Origin of the sequence: uncultured Pseudokineococcus sp. (genome assembly GCF_947499845.1) — a bacterium.
GTDB lineage: Bacteria > Actinomycetota > Actinomycetes > Actinomycetales > Quadrisphaeraceae > Pseudokineococcus.
Genome location: NZ_CANMPM010000004.1, coordinates 1 through 21,128, shown reverse-complemented (window position 1 = coordinate 21,128; position 21,128 = coordinate 1). Strand labels below are relative to the sequence as shown.

22 protein-coding genes are annotated in these 21,128 nt (G+C 76.6%); 16 read left to right on the top strand and 6 right to left on the bottom strand.

Going from position 1 to position 21,128, the window contains the following annotated elements; genetic code table 11:
* The first annotated feature begins 35 nt into the window (after window positions 1-35).
* The 8 genes from sufD (at window position 36) to Q0789_RS05155 (ending at window position 8,062) form a co-directional block, all read left to right on the top strand.
* Window positions 36-1,469: a Fe-S cluster assembly protein SufD gene (gene sufD, locus Q0789_RS05190; RefSeq protein ID WP_298802818.1), complete on the top strand. Its 1,434-nt coding sequence runs from the start codon at window positions 36-38 to the stop codon at window positions 1,467-1,469.
* Window positions 1,466-1,891 (top strand): non-heme iron oxygenase ferredoxin subunit, encoded by a 426-nt coding sequence (locus Q0789_RS05185; RefSeq protein ID WP_298802816.1) that lies wholly within the window; start codon window positions 1,466-1,468, stop codon window positions 1,889-1,891. The genes sufD and Q0789_RS05185 overlap by 4 nt, the downstream gene beginning before the upstream one ends.
* 1 nt (window position 1,892) lies before the next feature.
* Entirely contained in the window at window positions 1,893-2,657 is a 765-nt protein-coding gene (gene sufC / locus Q0789_RS05180) for a Fe-S cluster assembly ATPase SufC (RefSeq protein WP_298802814.1), read from the top strand.
* Window positions 2,658-2,707: 50 nt separating this feature from the next.
* Window positions 2,708-3,082, top strand: a complete 375-nt coding sequence (locus Q0789_RS05175) for a metal-sulfur cluster assembly factor (protein ID WP_298802811.1) — start codon at window positions 2,708-2,710, stop codon at window positions 3,080-3,082.
* 92 nt (window positions 3,083-3,174) lie between these two features.
* On the top strand, window positions 3,175-3,852 hold the full coding sequence (locus Q0789_RS05170) for an acVLRF1 family peptidyl-tRNA hydrolase (RefSeq protein WP_298802810.1): 678 nt from the start codon (window positions 3,175-3,177) through the stop codon (window positions 3,850-3,852).
* 81 nt (window positions 3,853-3,933) lie between these two features.
* Window positions 3,934-5,535 (top strand): ABC-F family ATP-binding cassette domain-containing protein, encoded by a 1,602-nt coding sequence (locus tag Q0789_RS05165; protein WP_298802808.1) that lies wholly within the window; start codon window positions 3,934-3,936, stop codon window positions 5,533-5,535.
* A gap of 231 nt (window positions 5,536-5,766) precedes the next feature.
* Window positions 5,767-5,952: a helix-turn-helix domain-containing protein gene (locus tag Q0789_RS05160; RefSeq protein ID WP_366917647.1), complete on the top strand. Its 186-nt coding sequence runs from the start codon at window positions 5,767-5,769 to the stop codon at window positions 5,950-5,952.
* A gap of 67 nt (window positions 5,953-6,019) precedes the next feature.
* Window positions 6,020-8,062 carry an ABC transporter ATP-binding protein gene (locus Q0789_RS05155; RefSeq protein WP_298802804.1) on the top strand — a complete coding sequence of 681 codons (2,043 nt, stop codon included), beginning with the start codon at window positions 6,020-6,022 and terminating at the stop codon, window positions 8,060-8,062.
* On the opposite strand, the gene Q0789_RS05150 is transcribed toward Q0789_RS05155, so the two are convergent.
* The 3 genes from Q0789_RS05150 to Q0789_RS05140 all read right to left on the bottom strand — a co-directional run bounded on the left by Q0789_RS05150 (window position 8,059) and on the right by Q0789_RS05140 (window position 10,355).
* Window positions 8,059-9,066: an SURF1 family protein gene (locus Q0789_RS05150; protein WP_298802802.1), complete on the bottom strand. Its 1,008-nt coding sequence runs from the start codon at window positions 9,064-9,066 to the stop codon at window positions 8,059-8,061. The genes Q0789_RS05155 and Q0789_RS05150 overlap by 4 nt on opposite strands.
* Window positions 9,067-9,069: 3 nt before the next feature.
* On the bottom strand, window positions 9,070-9,339 hold the full coding sequence (locus Q0789_RS05145) for a hypothetical protein (RefSeq protein WP_298802800.1): 270 nt from the start codon (window positions 9,337-9,339) through the stop codon (window positions 9,070-9,072).
* 410 nt (window positions 9,340-9,749) lie between these two features.
* Window positions 9,750-10,355 carry a DUF3099 domain-containing protein gene (locus tag Q0789_RS05140; protein WP_298802798.1) on the bottom strand — a complete coding sequence of 202 codons (606 nt, stop codon included), beginning with the start codon at window positions 10,353-10,355 and terminating at the stop codon, window positions 9,750-9,752.
* A 203-nt stretch (window positions 10,356-10,558) separates the two neighbouring features.
* On the opposite strand from Q0789_RS05140, the gene fabG reads away from it, so the two are divergent.
* The 5 genes from fabG (at window position 10,559) to Q0789_RS05115 (ending at window position 14,561) form a co-directional block, all read left to right on the top strand.
* A complete protein-coding gene (gene fabG, locus Q0789_RS05135; protein ID WP_298802796.1) occupies window positions 10,559-11,269 on the top strand; it encodes a 3-oxoacyl-ACP reductase FabG in 711 nt (236 codons plus the stop codon).
* A gap of 92 nt (window positions 11,270-11,361) precedes the next feature.
* Window positions 11,362-12,123 carry an enoyl-ACP reductase FabI gene (gene fabI, locus Q0789_RS05130; protein ID WP_363326073.1) on the top strand — a complete coding sequence of 254 codons (762 nt, stop codon included), beginning with the start codon at window positions 11,362-11,364 and terminating at the stop codon, window positions 12,121-12,123.
* Window position 12,124: 1 nt separating this feature from the next.
* Window positions 12,125-12,628, top strand: a complete 504-nt coding sequence (locus Q0789_RS05125) for a histidine phosphatase family protein (RefSeq protein ID WP_298803307.1) — start codon at window positions 12,125-12,127, stop codon at window positions 12,626-12,628.
* A 422-nt stretch (window positions 12,629-13,050) separates the two neighbouring features.
* Entirely contained in the window at window positions 13,051-13,650 is a 600-nt protein-coding gene (locus Q0789_RS05120; protein ID WP_298802790.1) for a DUF6318 family protein, read from the top strand.
* 209 nt (window positions 13,651-13,859) lie between these two features.
* Window positions 13,860-14,561: a PKD domain-containing protein gene (locus tag Q0789_RS05115; RefSeq protein WP_298803304.1), complete on the top strand. Its 702-nt coding sequence runs from the start codon at window positions 13,860-13,862 to the stop codon at window positions 14,559-14,561.
* A gap of 99 nt (window positions 14,562-14,660) precedes the next feature.
* Here the strand turns inward: Q0789_RS05115 and serB are convergent, their stop codons facing one another.
* Together serB and glgC are read right to left on the bottom strand one after the other, a co-directional pair.
* Entirely contained in the window at window positions 14,661-15,431 is a 771-nt protein-coding gene (gene serB, locus Q0789_RS05110) for a phosphoserine phosphatase SerB (RefSeq protein WP_298802788.1), read from the bottom strand.
* 200 nt (window positions 15,432-15,631) lie between these two features.
* Window positions 15,632-16,885, bottom strand: a complete 1,254-nt coding sequence (gene glgC / locus Q0789_RS05105) for a glucose-1-phosphate adenylyltransferase (RefSeq protein ID WP_298802787.1) — start codon at window positions 16,883-16,885, stop codon at window positions 15,632-15,634.
* Between the two features lie 80 nt (window positions 16,886-16,965).
* Here glgC and glgA point away from each other — a divergent pair, with 80 nt between their 5' ends.
* Complete coding sequence (gene glgA, locus Q0789_RS05100) at window positions 16,966-18,258, top strand: glycogen synthase (protein WP_298802786.1); 1,293 nt, start codon at window positions 16,966-16,968, stop codon at window positions 18,256-18,258.
* A 39-nt stretch (window positions 18,259-18,297) separates the two neighbouring features.
* Here glgA and Q0789_RS05095 read toward each other — a convergent pair whose 3' ends face one another.
* Window positions 18,298-19,080: a hypothetical protein gene (locus Q0789_RS05095; RefSeq protein ID WP_298802785.1), complete on the bottom strand. Its 783-nt coding sequence runs from the start codon at window positions 19,078-19,080 to the stop codon at window positions 18,298-18,300.
* A gap of 164 nt (window positions 19,081-19,244) precedes the next feature.
* Here Q0789_RS05095 and Q0789_RS05090 point away from each other — a divergent pair, with 164 nt between their 5' ends.
* The gene (locus tag Q0789_RS05090) at window positions 19,245-20,141 is read left to right on the top strand and encodes an ABC transporter ATP-binding protein (RefSeq protein WP_298802783.1); all 897 of its coding nucleotides are present in this window, start codon (window positions 19,245-19,247) and stop codon (window positions 20,139-20,141) included.
* Window positions 20,142-20,208: 67 nt separating this feature from the next.
* On the top strand, window positions 20,209-21,057 hold the full coding sequence (locus Q0789_RS05085; protein ID WP_298802781.1) for a sulfite exporter TauE/SafE family protein: 849 nt from the start codon (window positions 20,209-20,211) through the stop codon (window positions 21,055-21,057).
* Window positions 21,058-21,128: the final 71 nt, after the last annotated feature.

The following is a 21,128-nucleotide window of genomic DNA, read 5'->3' as shown; positions in this document are numbered from 1 at the left end:
CCCTGCTGAGCGCCGCTGAACGAGCACCCCGCCCCATGAGCACCCCACGAGCACGGAGGACCGTCATCAGCACCCCCGACACGCGCCAGGCCGACCACGAGGCGGCGGCCCAGGTGGCCGACGCCGTGGACGCCCGCCAGGAGCACGCCGTCGACCACGCCGCCGAGGCGCCCGCCGCCGTGACGCTCGACTCGTCGCGCAGCCCGGGCCCCGGCTACGACACGGCGGCCGCCCGCGTGGCCGAGGCCGGGGAGGCTGTGCTCGAGGCCTCGCGCGGCGAGCGCCCGCGGTCGTTCGACCCCTCCGACTTCCCGGTGCCGACGGGCCGCGAGGAGGTGTGGCGCTTCACGCCGCTGGACCGCCTCGGCGGGCTGCTCGAGGACGCCCCCTCCGACGAGGACGCGCGCGACGTCGTCGTCCAGGCCCCGGACGGCGTGCACGTCGGCGTGCTCGGGCGCGGCGAGGGCGTGCGGGGGAGCGCCCTGGTGCCGGAGGACCGGGCCGCGGCGCTGGCCGACGCGGCGTCGCCGACGGCGACGCACGTGCGCGTCCCGCGCGAGGTCGAGCTCGACGAGCCGGTGCACGTCTCGGTCGTCGGCCGCGCCGGCCGCCGCGGCGCGGGCCACCTCGTCGTCGAGGCCGAGCGCCACTCGCGGGCCGTCGTCGTCGTCGAGCACACGGGCGGGGGCGCGCACGCCGACGCCCTCGAGGTCGTCGTCGGCGACGGCGCCGAGCTCACGGTCGTCAGCCTGCAGCTGTGGGACGACGACGCCGTCCACCTGTCCCAGCAGGAGGCGCGCGTCGGCCGGGACGCGCGGTACCGGCACATCGCCGTCACCCTGGGCGGCTCCGTCGTGCGGCTGTCCTCGACGGCCCGGTACGCCGGCCCGGGCGGCGACGCCGAGATGCTCGGCGTCTACTTCGCCGACTCCGGCCAGCACCTCGAGCACCGCTCCTTCGCCGACCACGCCGAGCCCCGCTGCCGCAGCGACGTCCGCTACAAGGGCGCGCTGCAGGGCGAGACGGCCCGCACCGTGTGGATCGGCGACGTCCTCATCCGCGCGGCGGCGCAGGGCACCGAGACCTACGAGCTCAACCGCAACCTCGTCCTCACCGACGGGGCCCGCGCCGACTCCGTGCCGAACCTCGAGATCGAGACCGGCGACATCGAGGGCGCCGGCCACGCCAGCGCCACCGGTCGCTTCGACGACGAGCAGCTGTTCTACCTGCGCTCGCGCGGCATCCCCGAGGAGGTCGCCCGGCGCCTCGTCGTGCGCGGCTTCTTCGCGGACGTCGTCCAGCGGATCGGCGTGCCCGCGGTCACCGAGCGGGTCATGACGGCCATCGAGGCCGAGCTCGACCTGGCGGTCGGCCCCGTGGCCGGCGTCGCCGCCCCCGCGGACGCCGCGGCGGAGCCGGCGCTGGCCGCCGCGCCGTCGTCCGCGGGCGCCCCGGCGGGTGGCGCGTGAGCCTCGTCCGGGTGCTCGCCGCCGGCGACCTTCAGCCGGGGTCGCTGCGCGCCGTCGACGTCCCCGACGCGGCCGGCACGCTGCTGCCGGTCGTCGTCGTGCGCGACGAGGACGGCGGCTACCACGCGCTCGGCGACGAGTGCTCCCACCAGGCCGTGCTGCTCTCGGACGGCGAGGACGACGCCGTCGAGGGCTGCGCCCTCGAGTGCTGGCTGCACGGCTCCCGCTTCGACCTGCGCACCGGGCAGCCCTCGGGGCTGCCCGCCACGCGCCCGGTGCCCGTCTACCGCGTGGCCGTCGACGGCGAGGACGTCCTCGTCGACGTCGAGGCCCGCCCCGACGACGAGAGCATGGACGACGAGAGCACCACCCCGACCCCCACGACCACCGGCGCGCCCGGCGCGCCCGCGAAGGAGAGCTGACATGGCCACCCTCGAGATCCGCGACCTGCACGTGAGCGTCGAGACCGACGGCGAGCCGACGGAGATCCTCCGCGGCGTCGACCTGAGCATCGAGTCGGGCCAGACCCACGCGATCATGGGCCCCAACGGCTCCGGCAAGTCCACGCTCGCCTACTCCATCGCGGGCCACCCGAAGTACACGATCACCGGCGGCACGGTGACGCTCGACGGCGAGGACGTGCTCGCGATGAGCGTCGACGAGCGCGCCCGCGCGGGCCTCTTCCTCGCCATGCAGTACCCGGTCGAGGTCCCGGGCGTCACCGTCTCGAACTTCCTGCGGACGGCGAAGACGGCGCTGGACGGCGAGGCGCCCGCGCTGCGCCACTGGGTCAAGGACGTCCGCACGGCGATGAGCGACCTGAAGATGGACCCGGCCTTCGCCGAGCGCAACGTCAACGAGGGCTTCTCCGGCGGCGAGAAGAAGCGCCACGAGATCCTCCAGATGGAGCTCCTCAAGCCGAAGTTCGCCGTCCTCGACGAGACCGACTCGGGCCTCGACGTCGACGCGCTGAAGATCGTCTCGGACGGCGTGAACCGCGTCCGCGCCGGTGGCGACGTCGGCGTGCTCCTCATCACGCACTACACCCGGATCCTGCGGTACGTGCGCCCCGACGTCGTCCACGTCTTCGTCGCCGGCCGCGTCGCCGAGACCGGCGGCCCCGAGCTGGCCGACGAGCTCGAGGAGAACGGCTACGACCGCTTCGTCCAGGCGGTCGCGGCGTCCTGAGCGCCCGCACCACCGCGACCACCGCACCGCCCGTCCCCTGGGAGGACCGCATGAGCGAGACCACCGCACCCACCGAGACCGCGACCGCCCCCTCGGGGGCGGCGACCGGCCCGACCCCGGCCGAGGTCGCCGACGTCGAGGAGGCGCTGCGCGACGTCATGGACCCCGAGCTCGGCGTCAACATCGTCGACCTCGGGCTCCTGTACGGCCTCACCGTCGACGAGTCCAACCACGCGGTGCTCGACCTCACGCTGACGTCGGCGGCGTGCCCGCTCACCGACGTCATCGAGGACCAGACGGCCGCGGCGCTGGCCGACGTCGTCGCCGGGCACAGCATCAACTGGGTCTGGATGCCGCCGTGGGGCCCGGAGAAGATCACCGACGACGGGCGCGAGCAGCTGCGCGCGCTCGGCTTCAACATCTGAGCGCTCCCTCGGGCGCGGCGGAGCCCGAGCCCGCAGGGCCCACGGAGGCCGGCCGGGCGCCCGGCCGTCGTCCGCCCGGCCGGACCGCGCTGGTGCCGCTCGCCCGCTTCGAGGGGTGGCTCGAGCGCTTCGGCGCCGGGCACGGCGGCGCGGGCCGCCTCGTCGCCGGCGGCAGGGGGAGCGCGCTGCTCCGCCCGCCGGACGGGGCCGGGGCGCGCCTGTCCTGCCCGGGCGTCGACCTCGCCGGGGGGTGTCCGGCGGGGGAGGCCCTGGCGGCCGAGGACGTCGTGGCCCGCGCGGTGGTGCCGCGCGTGGCGGCGGTCCTGCTGCTGCGCCGCGGGGGCGCGGTGGTCGCGCTCGTGCGGACGGGGGCCGGTGGCCCCGAGGTGCTCTCCTCCCTGGTGCGCACGGCGCGCGTCCAGTCCCGCACGGCGGCCGGCGGGTGGTCGCAGCAGCGCTTCGCCCGGCGGCGCGAGGGCCAGGCCGAGGGCCTCGTCCGGGACGCCGTCGCCGCTGCCGGGCGCGTCTGGGCGCCGGCGGACGGCCCGGCCCGCCCCGACCTGCTGGCCGCGGGCGGCGACCGGCCGCTCGTCGAGCGGGCGATCGAGCTCCTGCCCGCCGCGCTGGCCGGCGCCCGGGTCCTGCCGCGTCAGGACCTGGACGTCCGGGCCGACCCCCGTCGGCGCGTCCTCGACGCGCTGGCCCCCGACGTCGGCGCCGTGCGCGCCGAGGTCCGGGACGCCTGGGGCGCCCCGCCGTCGTCGCCCTGAGCAGGGCGGCGGCGTCCGTACCATCGAGACCGCACCACGCCGCGCCCCGCGAGCGCCGGCGCACCGCCCCGGAGGGCCCACGTGATCACTGCACAGGACGTCGAGCTGCGCGCCGGAGCGCGCCTGCTGCTCGGCGGCGCCACCTTCCGCGTCGGCCCGGGCGACCGGGTCGGGCTCGTCGGCCGCAACGGGGCGGGCAAGACGACGCTGACGCGCACGCTCGCGGGGGAGACCCAGCCCGCGGGCGGCACCATCACGCGGAGCGGACCCGTCGGCTACCTGCCGCAGGACCCGCGCGCCGGCGACCCCGAGGTCCTGGCGCGCGACCGGATCCTCGCCGTGCGCGGCCTCGACCGCATCGTCGCGGGCCTGCGGACCGCCGAGGTCGGGATGGCCAGCGACGACGAGGCGGTCCGTGAGAAGGCGATGGCGCGGTGGGCGCGCCTGGACGCCGACTTCACGACGCAGGGCGGCTACACGGCCGAGAGCGAGGCCGCGGCCATCGCGGCCAACCTGGCGCTGCCGCCGCGCGTGCTCGACCAGCCGCTGAAGACCCTCTCCGGGGGCCAGCGCCGCCGCGTCGAGCTCGCGCGGGTCCTCTTCTCCGGCGCGGAGACGCTGCTGCTCGACGAGCCGACGAACCACCTCGACGCCGACTCCATCTCCTGGCTGCGCGAGCACCTGGCCCGCCACAGCGGGGGCCTCGTGGTCATCAGCCACGACGTCGAGCTGCTCGAGGCCGTCGTCACCAAGGTCATGCACCTCGACGCCAACCGGTCGGTGGTCGACGTCTACAACGTCGGGTGGAAGGCGTACCTCGCGGCGCGGGCCACGGACGAGAAGCGCCGGCAGCGCGAGCGCGCCAACGCCGAGAAGAAGGCGTCGACGCTCATGGCGCAGGCCGACAAGATGCGGGCGAAGGCCACCAAGGCCGTCGCCGCGCAGAACATGGCCAAGCGCGCCGAGAAGCTCGTCAGCGGGCTCGAGGACGTGCGCCAGCAGGACCGCGTGGCCAAGCTGCGCTTCCCGCAGCCGGCGCCCTGCGGGCGCACCCCCGTCACCGCGGTGGACCTCAGCAAGACCTACGGCTCGCTCGAGGTCTTCACGGGCGTCGACCTCGCGATCGACAAGGGCAGCCGCGTCGTCGTGCTCGGCCTCAACGGCGCGGGGAAGACGACGCTGCTGCGCATGCTCGCCGGCGTCGAGCGGAGCGACGGCGACGGCCGGGTCGTCCCCGGCCACGGGCTGCGCCTCGGCTACTACGCCCAGGAGCACGAGACGCTCGACCCGGACCGGTCGGTCCTGGAGAACATGCGGACGGCGGCGCCGGACCTCGGGGACACCGAGGTCCGCAGCGTCCTCGGCTCCTTCCTCTTCACCGGTGACGACTCGGACAAGCCGGTGTCGGTGCTCTCCGGCGGCGAGAAGACCCGCCTCGCGCTGGCGACGCTCGTCGTCTCGGCCGCCAACGTCCTCCTGCTGGACGAGCCGACGAACAACCTCGACCCGGCGTCGCGCGCCGAGGTGCTCGGCGCCCTGCAGCGCTACGAGGGCGCCGTCGTCCTCGTCACGCACGACGAGGGCGCCGTCGAGGCGCTCGAGCCCGAGCGCGTCGTCGTGCTGCCCGACGGCACGGAGGACCTGTGGAACCCCTCGTACGCCGAGCTCGTCCAGCTGGCCTGAGGGCGGGAGGGGACGACGCCGGCGCGGCCGGCGCCCGGGTGGCCGTCGTCGGTGCGCGGGGTGATGATCCCGTGAGCGCCCGGCGGGGCCGTGGGGCGACCGCCGGGGGAGGCGGCCGCCGGGGCCGCTCGGAGCGGTGGGTCGAGGAGGTCGGTCGTGGCAGCGACGCCGGACGGGTCGGAGCGGGGCGAGGACGCTGGCGCGGCGGAGACGGCGGCGAGCCGCCGCCGGATGAGCGCCGACGAGCGCTCGGCGCTGCAGCAGCGCCTGGGCGCCCGGTACGGCGAGGGCTCGAGCATCCGCCAGCTCGCCGGCGAGGAGGGCCTGTCGTACGGGTTCGTCCACCGGCTGCTGAGCGAGGGCGGCACCGCGCTGCGCGGGCGGGGCGGCAGCACCCGGCGCCGCGCCGCCTCCTGAGCGCCGCGCGCCCGGCCCGGGACGCCGGCGCCGCCGGTCGACCGGCCGCACCGCGGACGGTCGTCGCGTGAGCCACGGCGCGTCGTGGACGACGCTGCGGAGCTTCACCCGCGACCCCTCGCTGCGCAGCGGCGGGGTCAGCCGCGAGACGTGGCGGCGCATCGGCGACCTCGCGCGGCCCTACCGCCGGCAGCTCGCGGTCTTCCTCGTCCTCGTCGTCCTCAGCTCGGCGGCCGCCGTCGCGACGCCCCTGCTGCTGGCCGTGCTCATCAACCGCGGCGTCGTCGCGGGCGACCGCGGGGTCGTGCTCGGCGTCGCCGGCGTCGTGGCCGCGCTCGCCCTCGTCGAGGGCGGCATCACCCTCGCGCAGCGCTGGTACTCCTCCCGCATCGGCGAGGGCCTCATCTACGACCTGCGCACGTCGGTCTTCGCGCACGTCCAGCGCCAGCCCGTCTCCTTCTTCACCCGGGCGCAGACCGGCGCCCTCGTGACGCGCCTCAACACCGACGTCAGCGGCGCCCAGCAGGCCTTCACGACGACGCTGCAGTCCGTCGTCTCCAACGTCGTCCTCCTGGTGCTGGCGGGCGGCGTCGTCCTCAGCCAGGCGCCGGTGCTCCTGCTCGCCGTGCTGCTCCTCCTCCCGCTGTTCTGGGTGCCCGCCCGCCGCGTGGGTCGGCGCCTGTCGGGCCTGACCCGGCGGTCCATGGAGCTCAACGCCGACCTCGGCACGCGCATGACCGAGCGCTTCAACGTGGCCGGCGCCCTGCTCGTCACCCTCTACGGGCGTCCCGAGGAGGAGGACGAGCAGTTCCGCGAGCGGGCCGACCGGGTGCGCCGCATCGGCACGTCCATCGCCATGTCGAACCGCGTCTTCTTCACCGCCCTGACGACCGTCACGGCCCTGGCGACGGCGCTCGTCTACGGCGTCGGCGGGCTGCTCGCGATCGGCGGCCGCTTCGAGGTCGGCACCGTCGTGGCGCTCGCGGCGCTCATGGGGCGCCTGTACGGCCCCATCACCTCGCTCGCCAACGTGCGCGTCGACGTCATGAGCGCGCTCGTCAGCTTCGAGCGCGTCTTCGAGGTGCTCGACCTGCCCTCGCCCCTCGTCGAGGTCGAGGGCGCGGTCGACCTGCCCGAGGGACCCCTCGACGTGCGGCTCGACGGCGTCGGCTTCACCTACCCGCGCGCGGGGGAGGGCGGGCTCCGCTCGCTCGAGGCGGTGACGGCGGACGCCGCGGCGTCGGACGACGACGTGGACGGGCACGGCGGGGAGGGGCGCCCGGAGGTCGTGACTGCCGACGGCCCCCGGGGCGGCCCCGCCCTCGCGGACGTCGACCTCCACGTGCCGGCCGGGCAGGTGCTCGCCCTGGTGGGTCGCAGCGGCGCCGGCAAGACGACGGCCACGGCCCTCGTGGCGCGCCTGTACGACCCGACCGAGGGGCGCGTCCTCGTGGGCGGCGTGGACCTGCGCGAGGCCCGCCTGGCGTCGGTGCACGACCGCATCGGCGTCGTCACCCAGGACGCCCACCTCTTCCACGACACGGTGCGGGCCAACCTCCTCTACGCGCGCCCGGGGGCGAGCGAGGCGGAGCTGCTCGCGGCGCTCGAGGCGGCGCAGGTCCTCGACGTCGTCCGCGACCTGCCGGAGGGCCTCGACACGGTCGTCGGCGACCGCGGCCACCGGCTCTCGGGCGGCGAGAAGCAGCGCGTCGCCCTCGCGCGCCTGCTCCTCAAGGCACCGGACGTCGTCGTCCTCGACGAGGCGACGGCGCACCTCGACTCCCGCTCCGAGGCGGCCGTGCAGCGGGCCCTCGAGCGCGCGCTCGAGGGGCGCACGAGCATCGTCATCGCCCACCGCCTCTCGACCGTGCGCAGCGCCGACCTCATCGCCGTCGTCGACGCCGGCCGCGTCGTCCAGACCGGGACGCACGAGGAGCTGCTGGCGCAGGGCGGCCCGTACGCGGTGCTGCACCGCACCCAGCTGGTCGGGGCCGGCGGACCCCCCGGGGACGCGGGGGACGACGCCGAGGGGGGCGACCTCGACCGCGGCGACGGGGCCGCCGGGCCGGCGGGCGGGCGGCGTCCCCCCGCTCCTCGGCCGGCTCCCTAGCGGCGGCCCGCCGCGCCGTCCTCGAGCGCCGACCGCTCGCCCGCGCCTCGGACCAGCTCGTCGCGCTCGGCGGCGTCGACGAGCGCGTCCTCCTCCTCCTCGGCGCTCGGCCGCCGGGGCGCTCGGCGCCGTCGTGCGGGGTCGGCGCCGTCGCGGGGACCCGGCCGCTCGTCCGGGTCCGGCCCGTCGCCCGTGACCGCCCCCGGACCCGCGGCCTCGGCGCGCAGGTCGGCGGCGTGGCGGCGCGCGACGACGCCGTACCCGACGAAGCCGCCGGCGGCGAACACCCACCACTGGAAGGCGTAGGACAGGTGCGGCCCCTCGTCGACGGGCGGGGCGGGGAGGAGCTGGGGCGCCGTCGACGCCGCGGGCACCTCCTCGGCGAGCACGCCGTACGCGCCGCCGACGAGCTGTGCCCCGGCGGCGTCCAGCGCACCGCTCGTGGGAGCTCGCCCGGCCAGCCCCGCCGTGTCGATGGTGCGCGTCTGCCCGGCCGGTGCCTGCCCGTAGGGCTCCTCGGCGGGGCGCAGGTGCACGACGGTCGTCACCTCCCCGGCCGGCGGCGGGGGCACGTCGACGGCCCCGGCGTCGTCGCCGGAGGGCAGGAAGCCCCGGTCGACGAGCAGCGCCCGCGCCGGTCCGTCGCCGGTCGTCCCCTCAGCGGTCGTCGTGCTGCCGTCGAGGAGCAGCGGGACGAGCACGTGGAAGCCGTTGGTGCCGTCGAGGGGCCGCTGGCGCAGGAGGACGGTGCCCTCGGGCAGGTAGCGGCCGGTGGCCTCCACGGGGCGCCACTCGTCCGCCGTGGGCAGGAGCTCACCGCTCGGGGGCAGGAGGGACGCGGGGTCGACCGCCGGCTGCCCGTAGTTCTCGGTGATGAGCATGTTGGCCGCGTGCCGCGCCGTGCGGCGGTCCCACTGCCAGAGGCCGAGGGAGACGCACACGAGCGCGAAGGCGACCGCCAGGGCGAGGCCGGCGAGCCAGCGGGGCGTCAGCAGGAAGCGCACGGGCTACTCCCGACCGCCCGGCAGCTCGTCGACGGCGACGACGTCGCGCAGGAAGGACCGCTCGGCGAGGTGGGTGGACAGGTGCTCCCGGTGGTCGGGGCACGCGAGCCACGTCTTGCGCCGCTCCGGCGCGTGCAGCCGGGGGTTGTTCCAGCGCAGGCCCCACGCGGCCGGGGCGCGGCAGCCGCGCGCGCTGCACACGAGCGGGCCCGCGGGGCCGTCCGCGGGAGCCGCCGGCGGGGGCGGGGTCGGGCTGCCGGGGGAGTCGGGCACGAGCCCAGTGTCCTCCCCCCGCTCCGTCGCCCACGACGGGCCCCGTGCCGGCGCTCCGGACCGTCCGGCGCAGGAGCCGGCCCGCGGTCGGACGTCGTGCGGGACCGGACGTCGTGCTCGTGCGGGGCCGGGGACGAGGAGGGCCGGCGACGAGCAGGGCCGGGAACGAGGACGACGCCGGGCGGCGACGGGGGAGACGCCGCCCGGCGTCGTCGGCGCGCGCCCGACGGGGGGGACGGGCGGCGCCGGGGACGAGTATGGCACGCAGCACCCGGCGAGAAGAGGCGCTTGCGCCTCCGCGACGGCGACGTCGCCCGTCCGGGCAGACGACCACCCCACCGGGGAGACGGGCCTCGGCGACCCGCTCCACGCGCTCCGGGTGGGGCGGCGTGAGCCGGCGCGGGGGTCCGTCAGGCCGCGCTGCGGCGGTCGCCGCCGTCGGCCGGCGGACGGAGCCGCTCCGCCTCCCAGGTCCTCGGACCGGCGCCGGTGCTCCCCGGGTCCGTGCCCTCGGCGCCCGGGCGACCGGCGTCGGTGGGCTCGTCCGCGTCGAAGACCCGCCCCTGGAAGACCTCGCCCACGAGCGGGGGCTCGGCCGCCGGCCGCGGCGGTGCCGCGGTGATCGACGGCCGTGCGGGCGGCGTCACCTGGGTGGTCGTCGGCCCGACGGTCTCGCGCCCCGCGTTCGCGACGAGGACGGCGATGTAGGGGAGGACGACGGCGAGGGTGACGAAGACCCACATGAGCGCCGTGTAGCCCGCCTGGGCGAGGACGATGGCCACGACGAAGCACGCCGTGCGGATCCCCATGGACCACAGGTAGCGGCCGATCTGCTGCTGCTGGTGCTGCCGCTGCCCGACGGGGGCGGTGGTGATGCGCTGCACCGGGGCGTCGTCGCGGTGCGGGCGGCGCGCCCGCGTCGATCGGTCGGCGGAGGGCGGGAGGGTCGGCGTGGGACCGCGCCCGCGCGAGCCGGGTGCGGTCCGCTGAGCGCCCGAGGCGCTGGTGGAGACCACGACCACTACGGTAAACCGCGCCCGCGCGCGGGCGCGCGCGGGGTGCCGCCGACGCCGGAGGTGGCCGGGCGCCGTTCCTGCCGGAGGGCCCGTCGACGGGCCGTGGCGGGGGCGCCGTCCACGGGCGCCCTCCGGTAGCGTCCGCGACCGCACCAGCGCACCGGCCGTCCGACCGGTGCCGGCCCCGACGGAAGGTCCCCCGCGTGCCCGAGCCCCGCAGCGTCCTCGTCACCGGCGGCAACCGGGGCATCGGGCGGGCCATCGCCGAGGCGTTCGTGGCGGCGGGTGACCGCGTCGCCGTCACCACCCGCACGGGCGAGGCTCCCGACGGCGTCCTCGGCGTCGCCTGCGACGTCCGCGACGGCGCGTCCGTCGACGAGGCCTTCACGCGGGTCGAGGCCGAGCACGGACCGGTGGAGGTGCTCGTCGCCAACGCCGGCGTGACGAAGGACCAGCTCCTCCTGCGCATGAGCGAGGAGGACTTCACCGACGTCGTCGACACCAACCTCACGGGCGCCTTCCGCTGCGTGCGGCGCGCCACCAAGGGCATGGTGCGGCTGCGCCGAGGCCGCGTGCTGCTCGTGTCGAGCGTCGTCGGCCTCTACGGGTCGCCCGGCCAGGTCAACTACGCGGCCAGCAAGGCGGGCCTCGTCGGCGTCGCGCGCTCGGTGACCCGCGAGCTGGGCGGGCGCGGCATCACGGCCAACGTCGTCGCGCCCGGCTTCGTCGAGACCGACATGACGGCCGCCCTGCCGGAGGCGACGCGGGACGGCTACCTGGCCGCCATCCCCGCCGGCCGCCTCGCCCGGCCCGAGGAGGTGGCGGGCGTCTGCGTCTTCCTCGCCTCGGAGGCGGCCGCCTACATCAGCGGGGCGGTCGTCCCCGTGGACGGCGGCCTCGGCATGGGGCACTGACCCACCCGCGACCCGAGCCCCGGCCCGTCGCCGGGGTGACCAGCAGCACGAGAATCCACGAGCACCGCGACATCGAGAAGGACGGCACGCGCATGGGGATCCTGGACGGCAAGCGACTGCTCATCACGGGGGTCCTGACCGACGCGTCGATCGCCTTCCGCGTCGCGCAGGTGGCGCAGCAGGAGGGCGCGACGGTCGTGCTCACCTCCTTCGGCCGCCAGATGCGCATCACGCAGGCGATCGCCCGGCGCCTGCCGCAGCCGGCGCCCGTCGTGCAGCTCGACGTCTCCGACCAGGAGGACCTCGACGCCCTCGCCGAGCGGGTGCGCGAGCACGTCGACGGCCTCGACGGCGTCCTGCACTCCATCGGCTTCGCCCCGCAGGGCGCCTTCGACTTCATGGCGGCGAGCTGGGAGGACGTCTCGGCGGCCCTGCAGATCTCCTCCTACAGCCTCAAGTCCCTCGCGGTGGCGGCGCGCCCGCTCATGGCGGAGCGCGCCAGCGTCGTCGGCCTCACCTTCGACGCCAGCTTCGCTTGGCCGGTCTACGACTGGATGGGCGTCGCCAAGGCGGCCTTCGAGTCGGTGGCGCGCTACCTGGCCCGCGACCTCGGGCCGGAGGGCACGCGGGTCAACCTCGTGTCCGCGGGTCCGCTGCGCACGATGGCCGCCAAGTCGATCCCCGGGTTCGAGGCCTTCGAGAACAGCTGGCCCGAGCGCGCCCCCCTCGGCTGGGACCTCGCGGACACCGAGCCCGCGGCCCGCGCGTGCGTCGCGCTGCTGTCGGACTGGTTCCCCGCGACGACGGGCGAGATCGTGCACGTCGACGGCGGCGTCCACGCGATGGGGAGCTGAGCTGGCGCTCCTCGTCGTCCTCCGGCACGCCCAGGCCGTGCCGGCCGGCGCGGGCCCCGACCACGCCCGCCCGCTGACGGCGCGGGGTGAGGACGAGGCCCGCGCCGTCGGGCGGACGCTGCGCGAGCGCGGCATCTCGCCGGACGTCGTCGTCTCCTCCGACGCGGCGCGGGCGCGGCGCACCGCCGAGCTCGTCGTCGCGGACGACGCCTGGCCCCTCGTGGAGGACCCGGACGTCTACGAGGCGAGCCCCGCGCGCCTGGGCGCCGTGCTCGAGCGGCACGCCGCCGACGCGTCGACGACGGTCCTCGTGTGCCACGAGCCGGGCGCCTCCGGACTGTCGGTGGCGCTGGCCGGGCCGTCGTCCGCGCCCGGCGCGGCCGACCGCCGCGCCCAGGTCCTCGGCGGCCTCGGCACGGCCTGCGCCGCCGTCCTGCGCTGGGACGACGAGCGCGCCCAGCTGCTGCCCGCCAGCGCCGACCTGGTCGACGTCCTCGGTCCCTGACCCTTCCGCGGGGGTCCCGTCCAGGGAGGGTCGGCAGCGCCTCGCACGCGGATCTCGAGGACGACGCGCCGAGCGGCTGCCGCGGGTGCGGACTTCGCGGGACGACGCGCCGTCGGCTGCCCCTCGAAGTCCGCGCTCACGGTGACGCCCCGGCGTGCCGACCCGCGAACTCCGCGCCCGTGCTCGGTGGTGGACCTCGTGGGCCAGCGAGCGTCGGTGGTGGACCTCGTGGGCTGGCACGCCTCGGTGGTGGACGGCGTGGGACGCCACGCCGACGTCGACCCCACGAGGTCCACCAGCGCCGGCCGTGGCCCACGAGGTCCACCACCGAGGGCGCCCGCACCGGGGCGGAGACCTCGGTTCATCCACAGGGACCCGTCCGTCACCGGATCGGGGAGGCCAGGGCTGGCTACGGTCGGCGGGTGCGCCTCCTCGTCCCCGCGGCAGCCGCCGCGGCCCTGCTCGCGCTCGCCGGCTGCAGCGACCCCGAGCCCGGCTCGCCGCTGCCCACCGGCGCGCCCGCGGAGACGTCGACGTCGACCGCCGCTCCATCTCCCACCGCGACGGCGACGCCGACCGACGACGCTCCGACCCCTGAGCCGGGTCCGGCCCCGACCCTGCCGCCCGAGGCGACGACGGACGACGCCGCGGGCGCCGAGGCCTTCGTGCGGTACTGGTTCGACACGTTGGAGCAGGCCTACACGACGCTCGACACGGCAACGCTGGCTTCGCACTCGACTCCCGACTGCGAGGTATGCAATGCCTACATCGACGAGGTCGAGCAGTTGAGAGCGCTCGACCGGACGGTCAAAGGGTCCCAGTTCGTCTTGACGGAAGTCGTCGCGCCCGCGCCCGACGGCACCGGCGCCACTCTCGTGTCAACGACGTTGACAGTGCGTCCGGGACGAGTTCTCGGTCCCGACGGTGAGGTCCTGGAGACGGTCGAAGGCGAGACGACGTCACTAGGCGCCATTCTCGTGCGGGAGGAGGACACTTGGCTGATGTTCGGCCTAGGCGCCTGATCGGCGTCGCCATTGGCGGGGTCCTGGTCGCCTGCTGCTCCCTCACCTCCTTGCTGGAGGCTCGAGCGGACGAAGCGCCCTCCTCGGTCGTGATCACTCCCAAACTGGGCGCGGGTGAGGCGACCCTGCTAGGGGAGGCTCGTAGTCGAGGCGGGTTGTCGGCGTCGGGCAGTGGGCAAAGGCAGACGCGTGCTCCCGCCGTGACGACGATGAGGTCGTCGGCGCCGCAGGTCGTCAGGCGATTGCTGCCGGCGTGCTCCGGCAACGACGCGAACGGTGGGGCGAGCGATGACTGCGGGGCGACGCGGGCGGCGTGCCCGCCGGGGCAGCTGATGTTCTTCGTGTGGCAGGCGCCGGCGACGGACGGGGTGGCGTCGGGCCCCTTCACGCAGACGGGACGGGTGTGCCGGGTGCCGTTCCAGCCGGGCGAGCCGGGGGCGCCGGACGCGGTGGAGGCGCTGGTGCTGCCGGTGATGACGCAGGCCGACTTCCAGCGGCTGCCGCTGCCGGCGGGGCGCTCGGGGGTCGAGCCGGCGTCGGGGGAGGTGCTGGTGGCGATGCCGACGAACACCTACGCCGTGGCCGAGCCGGTGACGCTGCAGACGGACCTGCTGGGGTTCCCGGTGACGGTGCGGGCGACGCCGGTGGCGTACTCGTGGGACTACGGCGACGGGACGGTCATCGGTCCGACGTCGGAGGCGGGGGCGCCGTGGCCGGACCTGCGGGTGACGCACGTGTACGAGCGGGCCGGCGAGTACGCGATCACGTTGACGACGCACTACGAGGGTGAGTACTCGGTGCTGGGCGGCCCGTTCCTGCCGGTGCCGGGGCAGGCGCAGGTGACCAGCGACCCCGAGCCCGTCGTGGCGTTCGAGGGCCGCACCGCGCCCGTCGCCGACCCCCTGCGCTGATGGTCCTGCGCTGAAGACTCCGCGCGGTCACGCCCCGCCCCCGACCGCCGTGCTCCCGTCCCCGCGCTGAGCCCGCGCGGCTGCGTGCGCAGGTGGGTCTCAGCCGCCCTCGGGCGGGCCGACCCCCACGAGGTGGGCGACGGCGGTGAGGTCGCGGTGGCGCAGCACCACGTCAGCAGCCGCGGCGAGCACCGGCTTGGCGCAGAAGGCCACGCCCGTGCCGGCGGCGCGCACGACGTCGAGGTCGTTGGCGCCGTCGCCGACCGCCACCGTGCCCGCGGTCGGGACGCCGTGGTGCTGCGCCAGCTCGCGCAGGAAGCGCTCCTTCGCGGCGGCGTCGACGACATCGCCGCGGACCCGGCCCGTCAGCCGGCCCGCCTCGACCTCGAGGGCGTTGGCGCGGGCGTGCGGGATGCCGAGGGAGGCCGCGAGCGGCTCGACGACCTCGAGGAACCCGCCCGAGACCACGCCGACGGGCACGCCCGCCCGGGCCAGCGCGGACGCCATGACGGCGGCGCCGGGGGAGGGCACGACCTCGGCCAGGACGTCGTCCAGCACACCGACGGGCAGGCCCTCGAGCAGCGCGACGCGGCGGTGCAGGCTCTCGGCGAAGTCGACCTCGCCGCGCATGGCGGCCTCGGTGACGCGGGCGACCTCGTCCTCGACACCGGCGCGTGCCGCGAGCATCTCGACGACCTCGCCGGTGATGAGGGTCGAGTCGACGTCGAGGACGACGAGGCGCGGCAGCACGTCGAGCTCCGCGGGCACGACGACGAGGTCGGTCGTCGGCCCCAGCGCCTCCTCCCGGGCCCGGGCCCGCAGCGCGGCCACGACGGCGTCGACGTCCGCGCCCGGCGCCGAGGGCTGCACCCGCCACTCGACGCCGGCGCCCTGCCCGCCATCGAGGGCGGGCAGGGCGCGCTCGTCGACGACGCGACCGCCGGCCGCGGCGACCCAGCCCCTCGCGGCGCCGACGGCGTCTGCCCAGCTGCGCTCGGCGTGCTGCGGCGCCCGTCGACCGCCCGGACCCCGGTCGCCGTCGAGCAGCAGGACCCGCGCGGCGGGCTCGCTCAGGGCTCGACCACGGCGTTCTTGCCCACCACCGTGAGCCCCGACGGCGTGACGACGAAACCGCGGGCGCGGTCGTGGTCGGGGTCGAAGCCGATGCGGGCGCCCTCGGGGATGACGACGTTCTTGTCGATGATCGCCCGCCGCACCGCGGCGTGACGTCCGACCTGCACGCAGTCCAGGAGCACCGAGTCGGTGACCGTGCTCCACGAGTGCGCCGCCGCGCCGCTGGACAGCACGGAGCCCTCGACCGTGGCGCCGGACACGACGACCCCGGGGGCCACGATGGAGTTCACCGCCGTGCCCGCGCGCCCGTGCCAGCCGTGGACGAACTTGGCCGGGGGCAGGGGCCGCTGCTGGGACAGGATCGGCCAGCGGTCGTTGTAGAGGTTGAACACGGGCAGCGCGGACGTGAGGTCCATGTGGGCCTCGTAGTAGGAGTCGATGGTCCCGACGTCGCGCCAGTAGCCGCGGTCGCGCTCCGTGGCGCCCGGCACGTCGTTGCGCTGGAAGTCGTAGACCGCCGCCGACCCGCGGGAGACGAAGTCGGGGACGATGTCGCCGCCCATGTCGTGCTTGGACGACTCGTCCGCGGCGTCGCGGGTGACCGCCTCGACGAGGGCGTCGGCGTCGAAGACGTAGTTGCCCATCGAGGCGAGGATCTCGTCGGGGGACCCGGGGATCGTCGTCGGGTCGGTGGGCTTCTCGCGGAACGCGGTGATGCGCGGCGTCGAGCCCATGTCGGCGCCCTCGCCGACCTCGATGACGCCGAACTGGTCGGACAGCCCCACCGGTTGGCGGATGCCGGCGACGGTGCAGCCGGCCCCGGAGGCGATGTGGGCGTCGACCATCTGGGAGAAGTCCATGCGGTACACGTGGTCTGCGCCCACGACGACGACGATGTCGGGCCGGGCGTCGTCGATGAGGTTGAGGCTCTGGTAGATCGCGTCGGCGCTGCCGAGGTACCAGTTCTTGCCCACGCGCTGCTGCGCCGGGACGGGCGTCACGTAGTTGCCGAGCATCGTCGACATGCGCCACGTCATGGACACGTGCTTGTCGAGGCTGTGGGACTTGTACTGCGTCAGCACGACGATCTGCAGGTACCGCGAGTTCGCGACGTTGCTGAGGGCGAAGTCGATGAGCCGGTAGGTGCCGCCGAAGGGCACGGCCGGCTTCGCCCGGTCGGCCGTCAGGGGCATCAGCCGCTTGCCCTCGCCGCCGGCGAGGACGATGGCGAGGACGCGAGGGCTGGACATGGGCAGACCCTAGGGGCCGACGCCTGCGGCGCAAGGCGTCCGGGCGCCGCGACCTGCGCGCGGGCGCTACGGTCCGCCCCATGGCCAGCGCCGCCCACTCCGCCGCAGCGACCCCGGGGACCGGACCGGGCGCCGACCCGGGCGCCGGTGCCCTCCCGCACGAGGAGGGAGGCCGGCCGCGCGTCGACCTCCTGACCCGCGAGTACCCGCCCGAGGTCTACGGCGGCGCGGGCGTCCACGTCGCCGAGCTCGCGCGCGCGCTGCGGCCGCTGGCCGACGTCCGGGTGCAGTGCTTCGGCGCGCCGCGCGAGGAGGACGGCGTGACGGCGCACCCCGAGCCGGAGACCCTCGCCGGCGCCAACGCCGCCCTGCGCACCCTGGGCGTCGACCTCGGCATGGTGGCCGCCGCCGAGGGCACCGACCTCGTCCACACCCACACCTGGTACGCGAACCTCGCCGGCGTCCTCGCCGCGAAGCTCCACGGCGTCCCGCACGTGGTGACGGCGCACAGCCTCGAGCCGCTGCGCCCGTGGAAGGCCGAGCAGCTCGCCGGCGGCTACCGGCTGTCGAGCTGGGCGGAGGAGCAGGCGATGACGACGGCGGACGCCGTCGTCGCCGTCAGCGCCGGGATGCGCGCCGACATCCTGCGCTGCTACCCCGGCGTCGACCCCGCGCGGGTGCATGTGGTGCACAACGGCATCGACGCCGACGACTGGCGGCGGGACGACTCGCCGGAGGCGCGCGAGCACGTGCGCTCCCTCGGCGTGGACCCCGACCGCCCGAGCGTCGTCTTCGTCGGGCGCATCACGCGCCAGAAAGGCCTGCCGCACCTGCTGCGCGCCGCGGCGCAGCTGCCCCCGGAGGTGCAGCTCGTCCTGTGCGCCGGCGCGCCCGACACCCCGGAGATCGCCGCGGAGGTCGACGAGCTCGTGTCCGCGCTGGCCGCGATGCGCACCGGCGTGGTGCGGATCGACCGCATGCTGCCGCGCGCCGAGCTGTGCCAGGTGCTCTCGCTCGCGACGGTCTTCGTGTGCCCCTCGGTCTACGAGCCGCTCGGCATCGTCAACCTCGAGGCGATGGCCTGCGGCACAGCCGTCGTCGGCACGGCGACCGGGGGCATCCCCGAGGTGGTCGACGACGGCCGCACCGGCTGGCTCGTGCCCATCGACCAGGTTCAGGACGGGACGGGGGCGCCCACGGACCCGGAGGCCTTCGCGGCCGACCTGGCCCGCGTCCTCGCCGAGGCGGTCTCCGACCCGACCGAGGCGCGGCGCCGCGGCGAGGCCGGGCGCGAGCGCGCCGTCGCCGAGTTCTCCTGGGGGGCGATCGGGGAGCGGACGATGGAGGTCTACCGGTCGGTCCTGCCCGGCTGACCGGACCCCGGACCGCCAGCGCCTCTCGGCGGGCGCGGCTCACCCGGGGCGGACCGGCTCCAGCCCGGCGTTGACGGCGGCCACGACGGCGTGGCGCGCGACCGCCTCGACGCCGCGCAGCGCTTCGCTGCGACCGGCCGCCTCGAAGCCCGTGACGGCGGCGCCGTCGTCCTCGGAGGCGAGGGCGACGATGCCCCGCAGCCGCGCCGCGGTGGCGAGCACCCGCTGGGCGCGCGGCGGCGTCGTCGGCGGCACGGCGTCGCGGGGCAGCGCCCCGTCGCGCACCTGCGCGATGCGCGTCGCGGCGTCCTCGCGCCAGCGCGCCACGTCGAGGCGGTGCAGGGCGCCGAGGGCGTCCTCGAGGGCCCGCGAGAGCTGGCGCTCGGCGTCCGCGAGCGTCGTCGACGGCGGCGCGGCCGGCCGCTGCACGAGCGCCGCGCGCCAGGCCACCATCGCCCCCGGCTCGAGCGCCGAGCCGAACTCGGTGACGTCGGGCCACGCCCCCCAGCGGCGCCCCGCCCCGTCCTCGTCGTCGGTGAGGACGGCCTCGCCGACGTCGAGGGCCTCGACGTTGAAGGACGCCGGCCCGGGCAGGCCCGAGACGTCGCCCGGGACCGGCAGCACGACGCGCAGACCGCGGTGCCCGGCCGCGCGCCAGCCCTCGAGGAGCTCGGCGAGGTCGGCGGCGGGGGCGTCGCCGGCCGCGGTGTGCGGCTCGTCGTCCCGCTGGACGGCGCGCACGGCCGTCCCCACCGGTGCCTCGCCGCGCAGGACCGCGGTGCCCCAGGCGGCCAGCCGTGCGGAGCGGGGGAGGTCGATCACGCCGACGAGGGTACGAGGCGAGCCGCCGCCAGCCGCTGGTGGACGGGTCGACCGGACGGGTCGGCGGGCCCGCCCGCGGGTGCGCCGCGGCCGCCCCGGGGCACCGCACCGGGCGCCGCCGCCGGCCCCGGGACGCGCCGGGGGGCGGCAGTAGGGTCGCGGCCATGAGCGAGGGCACCGGCCGCACGAGCACCGCACCGCGACCGGTCTCCCCGTCGACGGGGCCCTCCGCCCGTCGTGCCGCCGTCGCGCCGACCGCCAAGGGCGCGCCGGACGAGCCCGTGCTCGACCTCGACGGCGTCACGGTCGTCCGCGACGGCCGCCCGCTGCTCGACGACGTCTCCTGGGCCGTCGGCGCCGACGAGCGCTGGGTCGTCCTCGGCCCCAACGGGGCCGGCAAGACCACGCTGCTCCAGGTCGCCTCGGGCCGGATGCACCCCACGCGCGGGCGGGCGGAGGTGCTGGGGGAGGAGCTCGGCCTCGTCGACGTCTTCGAGCTGCGCCCCCGCATCGGCCTGGCCAGCGCCGCGCTCGCCGAGCGGGTGCCCGCGGGGGAGCGCGTCGTCGACGTCGTCCTCACCGCCTCCTACGGGATGGTCGGGCGCTGGCGCGAGGAGTACGAGGGGCCCGACCACGACCGCGCGCTCGAGCTGCTCGCCGCGCTCGGCGTCGCCGGCCTCGAGCGGCGCACCTACGGGACGCTGTCGGAGGGCGAGCGCAAGCGCGTCCAGATCGCCCGGGCGCTCATGTCGGACCCCGAGCTCGTGCTGCTCGACGAGCCGGCCGCCGGGCTCGACCTCGGCGGGCGCGAGGACCTCGTGCAGCGCCTCGGCGCCCTCGCCGCCGACCCCCTCTCGCCCGCCCTCGTGCTCGTCACCCACCACGTCGAGGAGGTCCCGCCCGGAGTCACCCACGCGCTGCTGCTGCGCGAGGGGCGCGTCGTCGGGCAGGGCCCGCTCGAGCAGGTCCTCACCGCGGAGGCCCTGGGGGCGACCTTCGGGCTGCCGCTGCACGTCGAGCGGTCCGGCGGCCGCTGGTCGGCCCGGGCCGCCCGCGCGTGAGAGGCGGCGGCGCGGCGGGCAGGGGCACGGTGGGAAGGGGCCCGTCGGGCTGGCGCGTGAGGACGGCGTGAGCGAGGCCGTCCTCGGCGACCTCACCGGCTGGCAGCTCCTCCTCCTGTCGCTGGCGGCGGTGTGGGCGGGCGCCATCAACGCCGTCGTCGGCTCGGGCACCCTCGTCACCTTCCCGACGCTCGTGGCGATCGGCGTCCCGCCCGTGTCGGCGACGATGTCGAACGCCGTGGGGCTCGTCACGGGCGGCGTCTCCGGCACGTGGGGCTACCGGCGCGAGCTGCGCGGCCAGGGCGCCCGCGCGGCGCGGCTGGTGCCCATGTCGGTGCTCGGCGCCCTCGTCGGCGCCTTCCTGCTGCTGCACCTGCCCGCGACGACCTTCGAGACGGTGGTCCCCGTCCTCGTCGTCCTCGCGATCGTGCTCGTCCTGCTCCAGCCGCGGCTGCAGGCGCGCACCCGTCGGCGGCTGGAGCGGCGACTGGCCGTCAGCGGCGCCGGGGCGCCGGACTCCCTCGAGGGCACCGGCGCGTCCCCCGGCCCCGGGCGCACCGGGCAGGTCGTGCTCCTCGTCGTGACCTTCCTCATCGGGGTCTACGGCGGCTACTTCACGGCGGCGCAGGGGATCCTGCTCGTCGGCGCGCACGGCGCGCTGCTCGTCGAGCCCCTCCAGCGGCTCAACGCGATGAAGAACCTGCTGTCGCTCGTCGTCAACGTCGTCGCGGCGGCCGCGTACGTCGTCGTCGGCTTCGACCGGATCGTCTGGGAGGCGGTGCTCGTCATCGCCGTCGGCTCGCTCGTCGGCGGCCTGCTCGGCGCCTCCGTCGGACGACGGCTGCCCAGCGCCGTGCTGCGCGCGACGATCGTCGTCCTCGGCGTCGTGGCCCTCGTCGCGCTGGTCGTGCGATGAGTTGCCCTGTGTCAAGCCGCCGTGTGGTGGGGCTGGTTGAGGAGGCGTTGCAGGGCTCGGTGCTGGGTGGG

Excerpts from the sequence above, each read along its gene's own strand:
- sufC (WP_298802814.1), top strand. The coding sequence starts at position 1,893 with ATGGCCACCCTCGAGATCCGCGACCTGCACGTGAGCGTCGAGACCGAC.
- glgC (WP_298802787.1), bottom strand. The coding sequence starts at position 16,885 with ATGTCCAGCCCTCGCGTCCTCGCCATCGTCCTCGCCGGCGGCGAGGGC.
- Q0789_RS05090 (WP_298802783.1), top strand. The coding sequence starts at position 19,245 with ATGAGCGAGGGCACCGGCCGCACGAGCACCGCACCGCGACCGGTCTCC.
- fabI (WP_363326073.1), top strand. The coding sequence starts at position 11,362 with ATGGGGATCCTGGACGGCAAGCGACTGCTCATCACGGGGGTCCTGACC.
- Q0789_RS05175 (WP_298802811.1), top strand. The coding sequence starts at position 2,708 with ATGAGCGAGACCACCGCACCCACCGAGACCGCGACCGCCCCCTCGGGG.
- Q0789_RS05160 (WP_366917647.1), top strand. The coding sequence starts at position 5,767 with ATGAGCGCCGACGAGCGCTCGGCGCTGCAGCAGCGCCTGGGCGCCCGG.
- Q0789_RS05115 (WP_298803304.1), top strand. The coding sequence starts at position 13,860 with ATGAGGTCGTCGGCGCCGCAGGTCGTCAGGCGATTGCTGCCGGCGTGC.
- glgA (WP_298802786.1), top strand. The coding sequence starts at position 16,966 with ATGGCCAGCGCCGCCCACTCCGCCGCAGCGACCCCGGGGACCGGACCG.
- sufD (WP_298802818.1), top strand. The coding sequence starts at position 36 with ATGAGCACCCCACGAGCACGGAGGACCGTCATCAGCACCCCCGACACG.